The sequence below is a fragment of the Pseudomonas sp. 8(2025) genome, from assembly GCF_052665325.1.
Window position 1 is genome coordinate 296,988 of sequence record NZ_JBQOIE010000004.1, and the last position, 17,198, is coordinate 314,185.

The following is a 17,198-nucleotide window of genomic DNA, read 5'->3' on the forward strand; positions in this document are numbered from 1 at the left end:
CGCTCGCCCTAGCGACGCGCCACGGCACTGCGTTTCAAGGTCTGGCTCGGCAGCTCCTTGAACAGCGCCCGGTAACTGCTGGAAAACCGCCCCAGGTGCCAGAACGACCAGTGCATCGCCACCTCGGCCACCGTGGTCTCAGTCGGCCCTCGGCTGAGCAGTTCGCGGTGCGCGCTGTTGAGCCGGCGCAGGCGCAGCCATTGGCTGGGGGCCATCCCGGTAAAGGCCTTGAACGCACTCTGCAACTGGCGCAGGGACACTCCGGCTACCTGGGACAGCTCCAGCAGGTTGAGGGTTTCCTCGGGCACGTCGGCGGCCCACTGCGCTACCCGTTGCATGATCCCCCGCTCCTCGCTGCGCCGTTGCAGGCCGCCGCGGTCCAGGCGCACGCAGGCGTTGTCGAGGATGTACAGGCAGTCCTCCAGGAGTTGCTGGGTCAGGGCTTCGCGGCTGGGCGGGTCGAGGGTCTGGGACAGGCGGGTCAGGGTCGAACTCAGCCAGCGGCAGAACAAGGCGTTCTGCTGGCTGTTGAGGGGCGCCATGAACAGCCCGTCGAGGCGCTCCACACCCAGGCCGTGGCCGCGGACGAACTCGGGGCCGAACACCACCGCCACTTCCTGGTAGTTCTCCGGGGTGATCCAGATATTGCGGCTCTCGCCATTGAGCACGTACAGCGCGTTGTCGCTGCGGTCGAAACAGAACGCCAGGGCGCCTTGGGGGGCACTGAAATTCTGCTCGACCCGGGTGTTCATGCATTCCTCGTAGATCTCCACGCCCTGCAGATCCAGGTAGCGCACCAGGCCGTTGAAATGGCCAGGGGACATCTGCTGGTAATGCTGGACCCAACCCGGGGTGGCACGGATCTGATCGGCGACATCGAAGGTGTTGAACGCTTGGACCTGAAGCGGATTGGACGCTGTCATCGGGGGACCTTACGCACTCGTTTGGTGCGTTTTGGTTCTGCTTAAAGTGGATAGATGGAACAACAAGGCTCGCCCAAGATAGTCGCCAATGCGCCGCAGGGGAAGCCTTGCCGGGATACTCCCGCTCACCTCGGAGCAGATAAAACCAATAATCGAGGTCTTTATGAACGCCCCTTTCGATCAGCTTTCCTCCTGGCTGAAAGATCACAAGATTACCGAAGTAGAGTGCGTGGTCAGCGACCTGACCGGCATTGCCCGCGGCAAGATCGCACCCACCAACAAGTTCCTGCATGAGCGAGGCATGCGCCTGCCGGAAAGTGTCCTGCTGCAAACGGTAACCGGGGATTTTGTCGACGACGACCTGTACTACGAACTGCTGGACCCGGCCGATATCGACATGGTCTGCCGCCCCGACTCGTCATCGATCTACCTGGTGCCCTGGGCCATCGAACCCACCGCCATCGTCATCCACGACACCTTCGACAAATTCGGCAACCCCATTGAGCTGTCGCCGCGCAACGTGTTGAAGAAAGTGCTGCAGCTGTACACCGACAAGGGCTGGAAGCCGATCGTCGCCCCGGAAATGGAGTTCTACCTGACCCAGCGCTGCGAAGACCCGGACCTGCCGCTCAAGGCTCCCCTGGGCCGCTCCGGCCGAGCGGAAAGCGGTCGCCAGTCGTTCTCCATCGATGCCGCCAACGAATTCGACCCGCTGTTCGAAGATGTCTACGACTGGTGCGAAGCCCAGGGCCTGGACCTGGACACGCTGATCCACGAAGACGGCCCGGCGCAGATGGAAATCAACTTCCGCCACGGCGACGCCCTGGACCTGGCGGACCAGATCACCGTGTTCAAGCGCACCCTGCGCGAGGCGGCGCTCAAGCACAACGTCACCGCCACCTTCATGGCCAAGCCGGTGGCCGACGAGCCCGGCAGCGCCATGCACCTGCACCAGAGCGTGGTGGACATCGACACCGGCAAGCCGATCTTCGTCGATGCCAACGGTGAGAAAAGCAAGCTGTTCCTGCACCACATCGGCGGCCTGCAGAAGTACATCCCCAAATTGCTGCCGATGTTCGCCCCCAACGTCAACTCGTTCCGCCGCTTCCTGCCGGACACCTCGGCCCCGGTGAACGTCGAATGGGGTGAGGAAAACCGCACCGTGGGCCTGCGGGTTCCGACCGCAAGCCCCGACGCCATGCGCGTGGAAAACCGCCTGCCCGGCGCCGACGCCAACCCCTACCTGGCCATTGCCGCCAGCCTGCTGTGCGGCTACCTGGGCATGGTCGAGGGCATCGAGCCCAGCGCCGCGGTGGAAGGCCGGGCCTACGAGCGGCGCAACCTGCGCCTGCCGATCACCATCGAGGACGCCCTGGCACACATGGAGGACTGCCCGACCATCGAGCAGTACCTGGGGCGCAAGTTCGTGCGCGGCTACGTGGCGGTCAAGCGTGCCGAACACGAGAACTTCAAGCGCGTGATCAGCTCCTGGGAACGCGAGTTCCTGCTGCTCAGCGTCTGAAAACCCGCATTCTGCAATCAACAAAAACAACCCGAAGAGGTGTCGATATGCGTCTTTTGAAAGCAGTGGTCCCGGCAGCATTGGCGGTCTTGTGCAGCACCGCCGTCCAGGCACAACCCAGTGTCAGCGTGTACAACTGGACCGACTACATCGGCCAGACCACCCTCGCCGACTTCCAGGGCAAGACCGGAGTCAAGGTGATCTACGACGTCTTCGACTCCAACGAAACCCTGGAGGGCAAACTGCTGGCCGGGCGCACCGGCTACGACGTGGTAGTGCCCTCCAACCACTTCCTGGCGCGCCAGGTGAAGGCCGGCGCGTTCCTCAAGCTCGACCGCTCGCAGTTGCCCAACTGGAAGAACCTGGACCCCAAGCTGCTGGCCCTGCTGGAGCAGAACGACCCCGGCAACCAGTACTCGGTGCCCTACCTCTGGGGCACCAACGGCATCGGCTACAACGTCGACAAGGTCAAGCAGGTACTGGGCATCGACCACATCGACTCCTGGGCGGTGCTGCTGGAGCCTGAGAACCTCAAGAAGCTCCAGCAGTGCGGGGTGTCGATGATGGACTCGCCGGATGAAGTGTTCCCGGCGGTGCTCAACTACCTGGGCCTGGACCCACGCAGCGAGAACCCCGAGGACTACAAGAAGGCCGAGGCCAAGCTGCTGACCCTGCGCCCCTACATCACCTACTTCCACTCCTCCAAGTACGTTTCGGACCTGGCCAACGGTGATATCTGCATCGCCTTCGGTTACTCCGGCGACGTGTTCCAGGCCGCCAACCGGGCCAAGGAAGCCAAGAACGGGGTGAACATCGCCTATTCGATTCCCAAGGAAGGCAGCAACCTGTGGTTCGACCTGCTGGCGATTCCCGCCGATGCCGGCAACGTCAAGGAAGCCCACGCCTTCATCAACTACCTGCTGGACCCGCAAGTGATCGCCAAGGTCAGCGCCTATGTCGGCTACGCCAACCCCAACCCGGCTTCCCAGCAGTACATGGAGGCCGACCTGGTGAACAACCCCGAGGTCTATCCACCTCAGGCCGTGCTCGACAAGCTGTACATCTCCACCACCCAGTCGCCGGCCATCATGCGCTTGATGACCCGCTCCTGGAGCAAAGTGAAGTCCAACAAATGATTCAGCCAAACCTTTCGGGCAGCGCCAACGGGCATGCCCGCTCCTACTACGCCGCCTCGGCCGGCAGCCTGCCCGGCTACCCATCGCTGGAGGGCCAACCGAGCGCCGACGTCTGCGTGATCGGCGGCGGTTTCACCGGGGTCAACACCGCCATCGAGCTGGCCCGGCGCGGGCTCTCGGTGATCCTCCTGGAAGCCCGGCGCATCGGCTGGGGCGCCAGCGGGCGCAACGGCGGCCAACTGATCCGCGGCATTGGCCACGAGGTCACAGGCTTTGCCCGCTACGTCGGCCAGGAAGGGGTGAAATACCTCGAGCAGGCCGGCATCGACTCGGTGGAGGTGGTACGCCAGCGCATCAGCGAACATGCCATCGACTGCGACCTGCGCTGGGGCTTCTGTGAGCTGGCCAACACCCCGGCCCAGTTCGCCGCCTTCCAGGCCGAGCAGGACAGCCTGGTCAGGCTGGGCTACCGCCACCCCACTCGGCTGGTGGCGCCCCAGGACATGCAGCAGGTGGTGGCCTCCTCGGTGTATGCCGGGGGGCTGGTGGACATGGGCTCTGGGCACTTGCACCCGCTCAAGCTGGTGCTGGGCGAAGCGCGGCTGGCAGCGTCCCTGGGGGTAAGGATCTTCGAGCAGAGCCCGGTGCTGGAACTGACCCACGGCGACAGTGTGAAGGTGCGCTGCGCAACCGGCACCGTCACTGCCGGGCACCTGGTGCTGGCCTGCAATGCCCACCTGGAAGACCTCGAGCCGCGGCTCAGTGGCAAGGTGCTGCCGGCGGGCAGCTACATCATCACCACCGAGCCGCTGGCCGAGGCCCGGGCCAGGCAACTGATCCCGGACAACCTGGCGCTGTGCGACCAGAAAGTCGGCCTGGACTACTACCGACTGACCGCGGACCGGCGCTTGCTGTTCGGCGGTGCCTGCCACTATTCGGGGCGTGATCCGGCGGATATTGCCGGCTACATGCGACCCAAGATGCTCAAGGTCTTCCCGCAGTTGCAGGATGTGGCGATCGACTTCCAGTGGGGCGGCAAGATCGGTATCACCGCCAATCGCTTCCCCCAGGTCGGGCGCCTGTCGCATTACCCCAATGTGTACTACGCCCAGGGCTATTCCGGGCATGGCCTGAACGTCACCCACTGGACTGCGCGGCTACTGGCCGAAGCCATCCATGCCGGCCACAGTCGCGGCCTGGACGTGTTCAGCGGCGTGCCGCACATGACCTTCCCCGGCGGCCCGGCCCTGCGGGCACCACTGCTGGCCCTGGGCATGCTCTGGCACCGGATGCGGGAAATGCTCGGTTGATCGGCCCCCTTCGCTGGCACCACCCGGCCTCGTAGCAGCCGGCTTGCCGGCGAACACCTTGCGCCGCACCTGCTGGCGCGTTCGCTGGCACGCCAGCTCCTACGGGGCGGCGGGCTCCCTAGGTGAACCGGCGCTGCAGGAAATCCAGCAACAGGGCATTGACCTGCTGCGGCCGTTCGTTCTGGATCCAGTGCCCGCAGTCCGCCAGCAGGTGCTGCTCAAGGTCCGCCACCTTGCCCGGCATGCGCTTGAGGGTATGGGCTTCCAGTACACCCACCGGGTCCTGGTCGCCCAGCAGGAACAAGGTCGGTTGCTGGACCTGGGCATCGGCCAGGAACTCGGTGCGCTTCCAGGTCCGCTCGAAATTGCGGTACCAGTTCAGGGCACCGCGAAAGCCGCGCCCGGCGAAGGTCTGGCGATAGGCCTGGAAATCCTCCTCGCTGCACCACTGCGGCAACCCTGCGGGCACCGTCACCCCGTCGAACAACCGGGCATCGGCCGGCTTGGGTTGCAGCAATGCACCGACATTGCCCATGAACAGGCGCAGGCTGGCGTCTATATCGGCGTCCAGTTCCACCTCGGCCACTCCCGGCTGCTGGAAGTAGAGGATGTAGTTGAAATGCTCGCCGTGCACCTGGCGCATGATCTCGCTGGCCGGGCGTTTCGGCCGCCCGGCAAAGGGCACCGACAGGGTCACCAGCGCCGCCACCCGCTGCGGCTCCAGCAGCGCCAGGTGCCAGGCCACGGGGGCGCCCCAGTCGTGGCCGACGATGCACACCCGCTGCTGGCCGAAGGCGTGCATGGCCTGCTGGATATCGGCGCACAGGGTCAGCAGGTCGTAGGCCTGCACCGCCTCGGGAGCCGAGCTGCGGCCATAGCCACGCATTTCCGGGACGAACACCCGGAACCCCGCTGCCACCAGGGCCGGCACTTGATGGCGCCAGGAATGCCAGCACTCGGGAAAACCGTGCAGCAGCCATACCGGCTGCCCGTGTTCCGGGCCGCTGACCCGCACACTGAGTTCGATGCCGTTGACGGCCAGAACATGCTGTTGGGAGGAACTCATGGCGAATGCTCCAAGGCAGATGCAAGGAGCAGAACCTAGCAGATGTGGGCACCTGCCCCGAGAATCATTGACGCTCCGAATGATCCTGCTGCGCTGTCGGGGCCGGGCGGCTCAGCCGGGAATCAGCCGGCCAGGGAATGGGATTGCTGACGGATCAGGCGCTGGGTATCGAGGACTTTCTCCAGGGCCTGCTCGGAATCGGGGTCCTGCATGGGGGCGCGAATCGCCGCCGACACCAGGCTGATGAGCTTGGCCATGACTTCAGCATCGGTGGCCGGGCGTCCAAGGCTCATGGCCTGCATCAGCAGGCGCAGCTCGGTGCCGGCCATGACGCCGGAAATTGCCTTGAGGGCAAATTGCAGGCGCACCCCCAGCTCGTTGCGCGGCAGGTCCGGCAAAGCCAGGGCAAAGGCCTTGAAGAAGCGCTCGAACACCGGCTGGTAATGCTCCTTGAGGTATTCCTGGATAAAGGGCGAAGTATCGCTGTAGACCCGGCCAAGGAAGCGAATGAACGAGCGCCCTTCCACGCCGCCACTCTCGTCGCTGCGCTCAAGGCCCATGGCCGGGGCGAACAGCACCCCCAGCAGGGTTTCGCAGTCCAGCGGGCCCTCGGCCTGTTCCTCGCACTTGGCCAGCAGTTCCAGGCGCTGATCATTGAGTGGCCCCAGGCGCTGCATCAACAGGGCCTTCATCAGCGAATCCTTGTCGCCGAAGTGGTAGTTCACCGCCGCCAGGTTGACCTTGGCCCGCTCGGTGATCTGGCGCAGCAGCACCGCGTCGTAGCCGTACTTGATAAATAATGCCTCGGTCGCTTCCAGCAGTCGGGTCTTGGTGACATTGGGGGCACTGAGTTTCTTGGCGACCATGGAGGACTAACCTTTGCTGGGATGAAAAACTGACCGTTCGAACAGTGTTTTAAAAAAAAATTTGATTTTTTATACCTGCGAGAAGCCCTAAAAGCAAGCGCCCGAGGGACCGTCACGGTGGCCACCGGCCTTTTTGTGACTCACGGGTTTCTCCGCAAAAAAACCTGGAAAAAGCCCTCAATTACCCGGTTCAGACGGCTGGCGTGGCAGGATGAACGCAGTTACTATTCAAACAATGTTTTTAAAATAATAAATAAAACCAGAGCTTGGCCCTGCCCCTGAATACCCCTGTTGCGTGATCCCTGCGCCCCGTGGTTGTTCAAGCAGCCAGTCGAGCCAGCCGGCGCGGTAAGCGATGACAGAGACGATAATCGAGCAAGGTTTTATCTCCCTGCAGGGCATAGGCAAGAGCTATCGGCTGGCGGAGCAACCGCTCCACATTCTCAAGAACGTCTCCCTTTGCATCGACGCCGGTGAAAGCTGCGCCATCCTGGGTGCCTCCGGTTCCGGCAAGAGCACCCTGCTGAACATTCTCGGCCTGCTGGATCTGCCCGACAGCGGCGACTATCACTTTGCCGGCCACGATATCTTCCGCGCCAGCCCCGACCAGTTGGCGGCGATCCGCAACCAGCAGATCGGCTTCGTGTTCCAGAGCTTCAACCTGCTGCCGCGTCTCAGCGCCCTGGACAACGTCGCCCTGCCCCTGAGCTACCGCGGCGTGGCCCGGCGTGATTCCCTGGAGCGGGCCATGCACATGCTCGACCAGGTAGGCCTCGGGCAACGCGCCGGCCACCGCCCGGCGGACCTTTCCGGCGGCCAGCGCCAGCGGGTGGCAATCGCCCGGGCACTGGTGGGTGAACCCTCGGTGATCCTCGCCGACGAACCCACCGGCAACCTCGACAGCCACACCGCCCAGGACATCATGGACCTGCTGCTGGCGCTGAACCGCGAGCGCCGGGTGACCCTGATCATCGTCACCCACGACCCCAATATCGCCCAGCGCCTGGAACGGCAGATCCGTGTCACCAATGGCGTGGTGCAGGAGGTCTGCCCGGCATGAGCCTCAAAGTCGAGCAAAGCGCCAGCCAGCTGCTGCACGAAGCCTTCGTCAGCCTGCGCACCCTGGGCAAGCGTTCGATCCTGGCCCTGCTGGGCATCGTCATCGGCAGTTCCTCGGTGGTGGCACTGATCAACATCGGCCACAACGCCGCCGAGGACGCCGCGGCGATCTTCCAGAACATGGGCACCGACACCCTGGTGGCCCGCTTTCCCGCCAGCGCCGACAGCCGCACGCCGCTGCCCGCGGCCCTGGACACCCGGGCGCTGAGCCAGGCGGTGCCTAGCCTGATCAACATTGCCCCGACGGTGTTGCTCAGCGCCACGCTGATCCGCAATGGCCGCTCCGCCAACGCCAGTGTGGTGGGCGCGACCGCCGAGCTGGCGCCGGCCATGCGCCTGCAGTTGCGTGAGGGGCGCTTTCTCTCGGACTTCGATCAGAACGAAATCTATGCGGTGATCGGCCATCAGGTGGCTCAGACCCTGGGCGCCGCCGGGGCCCCGCTGCAACTGGGGGACCGGGTGCGGATCAACGACTACCTGTTCCTGGTCATAGGTATCCTGCAGAACCAGCCCAGCGCGGTGCTGGTGCCAATCCAGGCCAATGACTCGGTGTTCCTGCCCCAGGGCAGCATGCGGCGGATTTTCCCTTCGCCACAGATCGACAACGTGGTGACCCGGGTCGCCGGTGGCCAGAACATGGAGCAGGTCGCCGCCGCCATGACCCAGGCCTTGAAAAAGATCCTGCGCGGACGTGAGGTGGAAGTGCAGGTACCGCAGCAGATCATCGACGGCATGACCCGGCAGAGCCGCACCTTTGGCTACCTGCTGATGGCCCTGGGCGGCATTTCCCTGGTGGGGGGTGGCGTGGGGGTGATGAACGTGATGCTGATGAATGTCTCGGAGCGCCGCCGCGAGATCGGCATCCGCATGGCCCTGGGCGCCCGGCAAAAGGACATCCGCAACCTGTTCCTGCTGGAGGCGGTCAGCCTGACCGCAGTCGGCGCCCTGTCGGGGGCGATACTGGGGGTCGCCTCGGCCTTTATCTACGCCCGGATGTCCGGCTGGCACTTCTCCCTGGCGGGAGCCGCACTGCCGCTGGGGATCGGTAGCACCCTGCTGGTGGGCCTGTTTTTCGGCCTGTACCCGGCCATTTCGGCATCCAGACTGCAACCGGTGGAGGCGTTGCGCGATGAATGACTGGCGCCTGCGAACACTCGCCTGCCTGTGCCTTTTGTACTTGCCGGCGCTCAGCGCCGATGAGCGGGTGGATCGCCCTTCCGCTCCCACCATGCGCAGCGACTACTCGCGCAGCGCCCTGCTCAGCCAGCAGGTCACCGACCTGACCCTGGGGGACGCGGTCTACCTGGGCTTGCGCAACAACCGCAGCATCCGCAGTTCGTACCTGCAGCGGGTGGCGCAGAAGTTCGACCTGCGGGTGGCCGAGGATGTGTTCAACCCCAAGCTGCTGATCACCGGCAACTACCGCACCACCCGGGGCAGCAGCGACACCACGCAGAACCTCAACATGGCCCCGGCCACCAGCCTGTTGAGCGAGTACGGCACACGCCTGAGCATGGCCTGGATCCAGGACCTGAACAAAGCCGATCGGGCCGGCCGCCAGCGCAGCGACGGCCTGGACCTGGCGATCATCCAGCCATTGCTGCGCGGCGCCGGCTGGGACGTGACCACCGCGCCGTTGCGCCTGGCGCGCATCACCGAACAAAGCAACCGCCTCAACCTCAAGGCCGGGGTCGCCCAGACCATCACCGCGATCATTACCACCTACCGCGAGCTGCTGCGTTCCCAGGAACAGCTGACCATCGCCCAGGAAGCCCTCAAACGCGCCAATGCCCTGCTGGAAGTCAACCGCGCGCTGATCAGCGCCGGGCGCATGGCCGAGTTCGAGATCGTGCAGACCGAAGCCGACATCGCCAGCCAGGAGCTGGGGGTGGAGGAAGCGCGCAACCAGGTGGACGTCAACCGCCTGTCGCTGCTGCGTCTGCTGGCCCTGGACATGTCCAGCCGGATCCACGCCAGCGAGGCCCTGCAGGCGGCCAAGATCAGCATCGACCAGCGCGAGGCCCTGCGGCTTGCGCAGATCCAGCAGCCCGAATACCTGGCTACCCTGCTGGGCAGCCAGCAGGCCGACCTGAACCTGGTGATCGCCAAGGACCAGTCGCGCTGGGACGTATCCCTGGTGGCCGGGGCCAACCAGACCCGCAGCCGCTATGACAATGACACCAGCAACGGTTCGGACCGGCGCTGGGACAGCTACGCCGGGGTCCAGGTGCAGATTCCCATTGGCGACCTGAGTACCCGCCAGGCCGAGGTCCACGCCCGGGTCAATGTGGAGAACCAGGAAATCCTCCTGGCCGATGCCCGCCAGGTGCTGGAGCGTGACGTCAACAACGTGGTGCGCGACCTGGGCACCCGCTGGCGCCAGTACGAGATTGCCCAGCGCGCCAGCGAACTGTCCAAGCGCAAGCTGGACATCGAACGGGAAAAGCTCAGTGCCGGCCGTTCCAGCAACTTCCAGGTGCTGAGTTTCGAGGGTGACCTGCGCAACGCCGAGAATGCCCGGCTCAATGCGCTGATCGCCTACCTGAACGCCCAGACGCAACTGGACCTGACCCTGGGCATGACTTTGGAGAGCTGGGACATTGCGCTCAATGACTTCTGACAAGCCGCAGGCGAGCAAGCGCCGTCGCCATACCCTGCAAGCGCTGGCCCTGGCCGTCGCCCTCGCCGTGGGCGCCGCTGCCCTGGTCACCCTCCAGTCCCCCGCCAGCACTCCGGCCAGCGAGGCCCGCTGGGTCAGCGTGCAAGGCACGGTACTGACTCACCAGATCGGCCTGGTGGGCAAGATCGAACCCCAAAAGACCGTGGTCCTCACCGCCCCGTTCGAAGGCAATGTGCAGGCCAGCCTGGTGGAACAGGGCCAGCGCGTAGAGGCCGGCCAGGTCCTTTTGCAGATGGACCCGGGGCTGGTGGAAATCCAGTCGCGCGAAGCCCTTTCCACCTTGCTCAAGGCCCGCCGCACCGTCCAGGAGCTGCAGGACTGGAACAACGGCGCCGTGGTCACCCGGGCCCGCCGTACCCTGCGCAACTCGCAGATGTCCCTGGCCAATACCGAACGCAAGCTGCGGGAAAGCCAGAACCTGTTCCAGCGCGGAATCATTCCGCGCAACGAGCTCAACGACCAGGAGCAACAGGCACAGATGCAGCGCCTGGACCTGGCCGCCGCCCAGAGTGAATTGCAGCAGGCGCTGAACCAGGGCACGGGGGAATACCGGCAGATTGCCGAAATGGAGTTGACCAACGCCACGGTCAAGTACGACGCCCTGCGCAAACTGCTGGAGCACAAGAACGTGGTCGCCCCCTTTGCCGGCATCGTGGTGCCGCCACCCAATGGCGGCGCGGGCCCGAACACCGCCGGTGCCGCCAACGGTCCGGTGCAGACCGGTTCACGCCTAAGCCCCGGGCAAGTGCTGTTCGGCCTGGCCAACATCGAACAGCTGAAGATCGTCAGCAAGGTGTCGGAGCTGGACATCAACCAACTGCACCAGGGGCAGCGCGTGGAAATTCTCGGTGATGGCTTTGATGGTGAACGCCTGGAAGGCGTGGTGGATATCGTCAGCAGCCTGGCCCTGCCCAACGAAACCGCAGGTGCCGGAGCGCAATTCCCGGTGACCCTGTCGGTGCCCAAGCTCAGCCGCGAACAACTGCAACGGGTGCGCCTGGGCATGAGCGCGCGGCTGACCATCGTCACCTACCGCAACGACCAGGCCATCGTGCTGCCGCCTGCGGCGATCCAGCGCGACGCCGACGGCATGAGCGTGGAATACCGGGCAACGGCCGATCAACCAGGCCAGCGGGTGCCGGTGACCGTGGGCCAATCGACCCCGGAGGGCGTGGAAGTGTTCGGCCTGCAACCGGGCCAGGTTCGCCTGCCCAACACCTTGTAGGCGCTGGCCTGCCAGCGAAGGCGCCCTCGGGAACGGCGCAAGGCCCAGGGGTCTCTTCGCCGGCAAGCCGGTTCCTGCAGGTCAGCGCAGGGCGCGGCGCAGGACTTTGCCCACGGTGGTCTTGGGCAGCTCTTGGGTACGGAACTCTACATAGCGCGGCACTTTGTAGCCGGTGAGGTATTCCCGGCAGTGGGCCAGCAACTGGTCCTGGGTCAGCGCCGGGTCCTTGCGCACGACGAAGATCTTCACTTTCTCGCCGGTCACATCATCCTCGACGCCAATCGCCGCCACTTCCGCCACCCCCGGGTGCAGGGCCACCACATCCTCGATCTCGTTGGGGTACACGTTGAAACCGGAGACCAGGATCATGTCCTTCTTGCGGTCCACCAGGCGAATGAAGCCCTGCTCGTTCATCACCCCGACATCCCCGGTGGACAGCCAGCCGTGACGATCCAGAACCTTGGCGGTTTCCTCCGGGCGCTGCCAGTAGCCCTTCATCACCTGCGGCCCGCGTACCTGCAGCTCGCCCTCCTCGCCCAGCTCGGCCAGTTGGCCGTCCTCGCGCACGAAGCGCACCCAGGTCGAAGGCAGCGGTACGCCGATGGTCCCGGTGAAATCGCCTTCGCGCATGCGCGCAATGTCGATCGGGCTGATGCTCACCACCGGCGAGCACTCGGTCAGGCCGTAGCCTTCGATGATCGGCACCCCGGTGACTTCCTTCCAGCGCCGGGCCACCGAGGTGTGGGTGGCCATGCCGCCCGCAATCGCCAGCTTCAGGTCGGAGAAATCCCGACCGCGAAACTCTTCGTTTTCCAGCAGGCCGTTGAACAGGGTGTTGACCCCGACGATGCCGCTGAACTTTTCCTTGCGCAGGATCATCTGCACCCGCTTCACGTCCCGCGGATTGGCGATCAGGATGTTGCGCCCGCCCAGGCACATGAACATCAGGCAGTTCACCGTCAGCGACAGCACGTGGTACAGCGGCAACAGGGTGACGTTGGTTTCCTGCTGGTTCTCGTCCAGCTGGTCACCGACCCAGGCCTTGGCCTGCATCAGGTTGGCGAGGATGTTGCGGTGCGTGAGCATGGCGCCCTTGGCATCGCCGGTGGTGCCGCCGGTGTATTGCAGGAAGGCGATGTCATCCTGCTTGAGTTCCACCGGGCGGTGCTCCAGCACGCTGGCCAGCTTCATCATCGCCGGAAAGCGGATGGCCCCCGGCAGGTTGAATTTCGGCACCTGCTTTTGCACATGGCGCAAGGCGAAGTTCAGGGCTGCGCCCTTGAAGGTGCCCAGCAGGTCACCGATGGCGGCTACCACGATGTTCTTCAATTGGCTGCCCGGCATCGCCTGTTCCAGGGTGTGGGCGAAATTCTCGAAGATCACCACGGTCTCGGCGCCGCTGTCCTTGAGCAGGTGCCGCAGTTCGTGAGCCGTGTACAGCGGGTTGACGTTGACCACCACGGCCCCCACCAGCAGGGTGCCGAACAGGCAGATCGGGTACTGCAGGCAGTTGGGCATCATCAACGCCACCCGGTCGCCCTTCTTCACCCCCTTGGACTGCAACCAGGCGGCGAAAGCGAATACCCGCTTCTCCCACAGGTCGTAGCCCATCTCGGTGCCGATGCTCACATAGGCCACCCGTTGGCGATACTTGTCCACGTGTTCGAGGAACACTTCCCGCAGCGACGGGTAACGGTCGATCTCCGCTTCGATATCGCTGGGCACTCCCGGCAGGTAAGCGTTCAGCCAGATACGCTCGACGGGTTGCAGGCTCACGACACTCATTGGCAGTCTCCTTGTTATTTTATTTTTCGACGATGGCGGTTACGCCCAGCCCGCCTGCTGCACAGATGGAAATCAGCCCGCGGCCGCCGCCGCGCTCATGGATCGCCTTGGCCAGGGTCGCCAGTTGCCGCCCACCGGTGGCGGCGAACGGATGCCCGCAGCCCAGGGAGCCGCCGTTGACGTTGAGCTTGCTGCGCTCGATGCTGCCCAGAGGTCCGTCGAGGCCGAGCTTGTCCCGGCAGTAATCAGCGTCCTCCCAGGCCTTGAGGGTGCACAGCACCTGGGCGGCAAAGGCTTCGTGGATCTCGTAGAAGTCGAAATCCTCCAGGCTCAGGCCCTCCCGGGCGAGCATGCGCGGCACGGCATAGGCCGGGGCCATCAGCAGCCCTTCACTGCCGTCGACAAAGTTCACCGCGGCGGTTTCCCCGGTACGCAGGTAGGCCAGCACCGGCAGGTTGTTGGCCGCCGCCCAGTCTTCGCTGGCCAGCAGCACCACCGAGGCGCCATCGGTGAGCGGGGTCGAGTTGCCGGCAGTCAGGGTGCCGTTGTGGCGGTCGTAGGCCGGGCCCAGGCCGGCGAGCTTCTCCAGGCTGGCGTCGGCCCGCAGGTTGTTATCGCGTTTCAGGCCGCGGTACGGGGTGATCAGGTCATCGAAGAAGCCGCGCTGGTAGGCCGCATTCAACTGGTGGTGGCTGGTGAGGGCCAGTTCATCCTGGGCCAGGCGCTTGATCTGCCAGCGCTTGGCCATTTCTTCGCAGTGCTCGCCCATGGACAGCCCGGTGCGCGGCTCGCCGTTGCGTGGCAGCAACGGCTTGAAGAACATCCCCGGGCGCACCTTGAGCAGGCTGCGCAGCTTGTTGCCGGTGCCCTTGGCGCGATTGGCCTGGAGCAAGGTGCGGCGCAGGCCTTCGTTAATGCCGATGGGCGCGTCGGAGGTGGTGTCGGCGCCCCCGGCAATGCCCACTTCGATCTGCCCCAGGGCGATCTTGTTGGCCACCAGCAGCGCCGCCTCAAGGCCGGTGCCGCAGGCCTGCTGCAGGTCATAGGCCGGGGTCTGCGGCGACAGGGTGGTGGACAAGAGACTTTCCCGGGCCAGGTTGAAATCCCGCGAATGCTTGATCACCGCCCCCGCGGCGAACTCCCCCAGGCGCTGGCCCGACAGGCCGTAGCGATCCACCAGGCCCTGCAACGCCGCCACCAGCAGGTCCTGGTTGCTGTCATTGGCATATACCGTGTTGGAACGAGCGAACGGAATCCGGTTACCGCCCAGGATCGCCACCCGGCGTACCGGCGCCGGATTGAAACTGTACTCAGCCATCAACGAGCTCCCCAGATAAATAGACCGCGCATGTGGGGCTTGTCCCCCGCGTTGTTGCGCACTTCGAACTCATGGCGCGGGCCGTCCGGCAGGCGATTCCACAGGGTCACCGCCGCCGGCAGGAAGATCGGCAGCTTGAACTCGCAGTCCAGTTGGGCCGCCGCCAGTGGATGGGGCGGTTGCTGGGCCGCCAGGGCCCGGCCCAGGGTCCACATGCCGTGGGCAATGGGCCGGCGGAAGCCGAACAGCCGGGCGCCCAGCCATGAGGTATGGATCGGGTTGAAGTCGCCGCTGACCTGGGCAAAGCGGCGGCCCAGGTCACCTCCCAGGCTCCAGCGCTGAGTGCGCACCAGGGCGTGTTCATCCCATTGCAACAAGCCCTCCCAGGGCTCGCCGATGGGCCCGGCTACACCGCGGCGCAGGTACAGGCTGTCGCTTTCCCAGACCAGGCTGCCACCGCTGTGGGCACGGGTGGCAATCGACAGGGCCTGGCCCTTGGGATGGGCCAGCCAGCGCTCGGCAAATACCTCCAGGCGCAGGGCCTGGCCCTCCTCCAGTTTCTGGTACTGACGGATACGGTTAGCCAGGTGGACCATGCCGCTGGCCGGATAGGGAAACGTCGGTCGGGTCAGCAGCAACAGGTGCAGCTGGAAAGCCAGGGTATGGGGAAACGCCAGCGGCACTCCGTGTTCCCGGCGAAAGCCGCAGGCCTGGGCGTAGCGGGCTATTTCGTCGGCCTTGAGCTCTACCGCCGGGCGCACCAGGCGCTCCGTCGGCAGTTGGGGCGCGGCGTCCGGCTTGGGCTTGCGCAGGCTGCGGATGCCGTCGTAAAGCAGCTGCCCCCGGGAGGGCGGCGGCTCGATGATGCGAATTGCGGTATCAGCATTCATGGCTCAGGCCCCCAGCAGGCTTTGCCCGCAGACGCGGACCACCTGTCCATTGATCCCGCCGGAGGCCGGATGGGCCAGCCAGGCGATGGTTTGCGCCACGTCCTCGGCCTGCCCGCCCTGGTTCATGGAGTTCATGCGCCGCCCGGCCTCGCGGATCATCAGCGGGATCTTCGCGGTCATCTGGGTTTCGATAAAACCCGGGGCCACGCCATTGACGGTGATCTGCTGGCGCGCCGCCAAAGGGGCGAGGTTCTGCACCAGGCCGATGACCCCGGCCTTGGAGGTGGCGTAGTTGCTCTGCCCGAGGTTGCCGGCGATCCCGGAAATCGACGAGACGCAGACGATGCGCCCGCCGGGATTCAGGCCCTGGCCTTCCAGCAGCGCCTGGCTGAGCAGCAGCGGCGCTTCCAGGTTGACCGCCATGACCTTGCGCCACGCTGCCTCGGTCATCTTCGCCAGGGTCTTGTCCTGGGTGATGCCGGCGTTGTGCACCACGATATCGAAGGCGCCGTGCTCGCCGACGAACTCCAGCAGGCGTTGCCCGGCGTTGGCCGCGGTGATGTCCAGGGCCAGGGCGCAGCCCTTGATCCCGGCAGCCGCCTGCTGCAGCTCGGCCTCGCTCTGGGGAATGTCCAGGCACACCACCTGGGCGCCCTCCCGGGCCAGGACCTTGGCAATGGCCAGGCCGATGCCGCGGCAGGCCCCGGTGACCAGTGCCCGGCGCCCGCCCAGGGGCTGTTGCCAATCGATGTGCCGGGGCACTTCCACCGGTTCGCCGATGCGCACCACCTGCCCCGATACATAGGCCGAGCGGCGCGACAGGAAGAACCGCAGGCTGCTGTCCAGCTCGGCTTCGGCGCCGGGCTCGACGTACAGCAACTGCACCGTGATGGCCCGACGCAGCTCCTTGCCCAGGGAACGCACGAAGCCTTCCAGGGCCCGTTGCGCCACCGCCTGGGCCAGTTCCTTGCAGTGCTCCGGCGGCGTACCCAGCACCAGCACCCGGCCGTGGGCAGTCAGGCGCCGCACATTGGCGTGGAAGAAGCGGTACAGCTCGTCCAGCTGGGCGATGTCGGCCACCCCACTGGCATCGAACACCAGGCCCTGGACCTTCACCGTGGAAGGCGCGGTGATGCTTGCGGCCTGGGCCGCCACGGTGTCGGTGGCGGCGAAGATCCGTTGCAGCTCGCCCAGCAGGCGCCCCTCGGGCGCTGCGGCGAGGACCACCGGGTTGAGCAGGTTGCCGCCCTGCCCCTCGCGGTGCCGTTGCAGCGGCACCGGTTGCGGCAGGCCGGTGCGCTGGGCCAGCCAGCGGCCCCAGCCGGAATTGACGAACGAAAGATAACCGTCAGACATAA

Annotated in this window: 14 protein-coding genes; 7 read left to right on the plus strand and 7 right to left on the minus strand. The window is 65.3% G+C overall.

Annotation, left to right across the window (positions count from 1 at the left end):
* Positions 1-8: 8 nt before the first annotated feature.
* Positions 9-923 carry a helix-turn-helix domain-containing protein gene (locus tag ACUXVH_RS10925; protein ID WP_011061242.1) on the minus strand — a complete coding sequence of 305 codons (915 nt, stop codon included), beginning with the start codon at positions 921-923 and terminating at the stop codon, positions 9-11.
* A gap of 163 nt (positions 924-1,086) precedes the next feature.
* Here ACUXVH_RS10925 and ACUXVH_RS10930 point away from each other — a divergent pair, with 163 nt between their 5' ends.
* Genes ACUXVH_RS10930 through ACUXVH_RS10940 form a run of 3 tightly spaced genes read left to right on the plus strand, consistent with a single transcriptional unit; the run spans position 1,087 to position 4,891 of the window.
* Positions 1,087-2,445 (plus strand): glutamine synthetase family protein, encoded by a 1,359-nt coding sequence (locus ACUXVH_RS10930; RefSeq protein WP_011061241.1) that lies wholly within the window; start codon positions 1,087-1,089, stop codon positions 2,443-2,445.
* 47 nt (positions 2,446-2,492) lie between these two features.
* On the plus strand, positions 2,493-3,581 hold the full coding sequence (locus ACUXVH_RS10935) for a polyamine ABC transporter substrate-binding protein (protein ID WP_015635574.1): 1,089 nt from the start codon (positions 2,493-2,495) through the stop codon (positions 3,579-3,581).
* Positions 3,578-4,891, plus strand: a complete 1,314-nt coding sequence (locus ACUXVH_RS10940; RefSeq protein ID WP_065364021.1) for an NAD(P)/FAD-dependent oxidoreductase — start codon at positions 3,578-3,580, stop codon at positions 4,889-4,891. Before ACUXVH_RS10935 ends, ACUXVH_RS10940 begins: the two co-directional genes overlap by 4 nt.
* A gap of 118 nt (positions 4,892-5,009) precedes the next feature.
* On the opposite strand, the gene ACUXVH_RS10945 is transcribed toward ACUXVH_RS10940, so the two are convergent.
* Positions 5,010-5,957, minus strand: coding sequence for an alpha/beta fold hydrolase (locus ACUXVH_RS10945; protein WP_065364020.1), 948 nt, complete (start codon positions 5,955-5,957; stop codon positions 5,010-5,012).
* Between the two features lie 122 nt (positions 5,958-6,079).
* On the minus strand, positions 6,080-6,823 hold the full coding sequence (locus ACUXVH_RS10950; protein ID WP_011061237.1) for a TetR/AcrR family transcriptional regulator: 744 nt from the start codon (positions 6,821-6,823) through the stop codon (positions 6,080-6,082).
* A gap of 355 nt (positions 6,824-7,178) precedes the next feature.
* Between ACUXVH_RS10950 and ACUXVH_RS10955 the strand changes: the two genes are divergently transcribed.
* Genes ACUXVH_RS10955 through ACUXVH_RS10970 form a run of 4 tightly spaced genes read left to right on the plus strand, consistent with a single transcriptional unit; the run spans position 7,179 to position 11,847 of the window.
* On the plus strand, positions 7,179-7,883 hold the full coding sequence (locus ACUXVH_RS10955) for an ABC transporter ATP-binding protein (protein WP_065364019.1): 705 nt from the start codon (positions 7,179-7,181) through the stop codon (positions 7,881-7,883).
* On the plus strand, positions 7,880-9,079 hold the full coding sequence (locus tag ACUXVH_RS10960) for an ABC transporter permease (protein ID WP_053158448.1): 1,200 nt from the start codon (positions 7,880-7,882) through the stop codon (positions 9,077-9,079). The genes ACUXVH_RS10955 and ACUXVH_RS10960 overlap by 4 nt, the downstream gene beginning before the upstream one ends.
* Complete coding sequence (locus ACUXVH_RS10965) at positions 9,072-10,562, plus strand: TolC family protein (protein ID WP_011061234.1); 1,491 nt, start codon at positions 9,072-9,074, stop codon at positions 10,560-10,562. Before ACUXVH_RS10960 ends, ACUXVH_RS10965 begins: the two co-directional genes overlap by 8 nt.
* On the plus strand, positions 10,552-11,847 hold the full coding sequence (locus tag ACUXVH_RS10970) for an efflux RND transporter periplasmic adaptor subunit (RefSeq protein WP_065364018.1): 1,296 nt from the start codon (positions 10,552-10,554) through the stop codon (positions 11,845-11,847). Before ACUXVH_RS10965 ends, ACUXVH_RS10970 begins: the two co-directional genes overlap by 11 nt.
* 81 nt (positions 11,848-11,928) lie before the next feature.
* Here ACUXVH_RS10970 and ACUXVH_RS10975 read toward each other — a convergent pair whose 3' ends face one another.
* From ACUXVH_RS10975 to ACUXVH_RS10990, 4 genes are read right to left on the minus strand one after another with little or no spacing between them, the layout of a single operon-like run.
* Positions 11,929-13,632, minus strand: coding sequence for a long-chain-fatty-acid--CoA ligase (locus ACUXVH_RS10975; protein ID WP_015635569.1), 1,704 nt, complete (start codon positions 13,630-13,632; stop codon positions 11,929-11,931).
* Between the two features lie 19 nt (positions 13,633-13,651).
* The gene (locus ACUXVH_RS10980) at positions 13,652-14,950 is read right to left on the minus strand and encodes an acetyl-CoA C-acetyltransferase (RefSeq protein ID WP_011061231.1); all 1,299 of its coding nucleotides are present in this window, start codon (positions 14,948-14,950) and stop codon (positions 13,652-13,654) included.
* A complete protein-coding gene (locus ACUXVH_RS10985) occupies positions 14,950-15,840 on the minus strand; it encodes a MaoC family dehydratase (RefSeq protein WP_065364017.1) in 891 nt (296 codons plus the stop codon). The genes ACUXVH_RS10980 and ACUXVH_RS10985 overlap by 1 nt, the downstream gene beginning before the upstream one ends.
* 3 nt (positions 15,841-15,843) lie before the next feature.
* On the minus strand, positions 15,844-17,196 hold the full coding sequence (locus tag ACUXVH_RS10990) for a 3-oxoacyl-ACP reductase (protein ID WP_053151577.1): 1,353 nt from the start codon (positions 17,194-17,196) through the stop codon (positions 15,844-15,846).
* Positions 17,197-17,198 lie beyond the last annotated feature (2 nt).

Coding starts and splice junctions, on each gene's coding strand:
- ACUXVH_RS10935 (WP_015635574.1), top strand. CDS start 2,493: ATGCGTCTTTTGAAAGCAGTGGTCCCGGCAGCATTGGCGGTCTTGTGC.
- ACUXVH_RS10970 (WP_065364018.1), top strand. CDS start 10,552: ATGACTTCTGACAAGCCGCAGGCGAGCAAGCGCCGTCGCCATACCCTG.
- ACUXVH_RS10975 (WP_015635569.1), bottom strand. CDS start 13,632: ATGAGTGTCGTGAGCCTGCAACCCGTCGAGCGTATCTGGCTGAACGCT.
- ACUXVH_RS10925 (WP_011061242.1), bottom strand. CDS start 923: ATGACAGCGTCCAATCCGCTTCAGGTCCAAGCGTTCAACACCTTCGAT.
- ACUXVH_RS10990 (WP_053151577.1), bottom strand. CDS start 17,196: ATGTCTGACGGTTATCTTTCGTTCGTCAATTCCGGCTGGGGCCGCTGG.
- ACUXVH_RS10960 (WP_053158448.1), top strand. CDS start 7,880: ATGAGCCTCAAAGTCGAGCAAAGCGCCAGCCAGCTGCTGCACGAAGCC.
- ACUXVH_RS10940 (WP_065364021.1), top strand. CDS start 3,578: ATGATTCAGCCAAACCTTTCGGGCAGCGCCAACGGGCATGCCCGCTCC.
- ACUXVH_RS10930 (WP_011061241.1), top strand. CDS start 1,087: ATGAACGCCCCTTTCGATCAGCTTTCCTCCTGGCTGAAAGATCACAAG.
- ACUXVH_RS10985 (WP_065364017.1), bottom strand. CDS start 15,840: ATGAATGCTGATACCGCAATTCGCATCATCGAGCCGCCGCCCTCCCGG.
- ACUXVH_RS10955 (WP_065364019.1), top strand. CDS start 7,179: ATGACAGAGACGATAATCGAGCAAGGTTTTATCTCCCTGCAGGGCATA.
- ACUXVH_RS10945 (WP_065364020.1), bottom strand. CDS start 5,957: ATGAGTTCCTCCCAACAGCATGTTCTGGCCGTCAACGGCATCGAACTC.
- ACUXVH_RS10980 (WP_011061231.1), bottom strand. CDS start 14,950: ATGGCTGAGTACAGTTTCAATCCGGCGCCGGTACGCCGGGTGGCGATC.
- ACUXVH_RS10950 (WP_011061237.1), bottom strand. CDS start 6,823: ATGGTCGCCAAGAAACTCAGTGCCCCCAATGTCACCAAGACCCGACTG.
- ACUXVH_RS10965 (WP_011061234.1), top strand. CDS start 9,072: ATGAATGACTGGCGCCTGCGAACACTCGCCTGCCTGTGCCTTTTGTAC.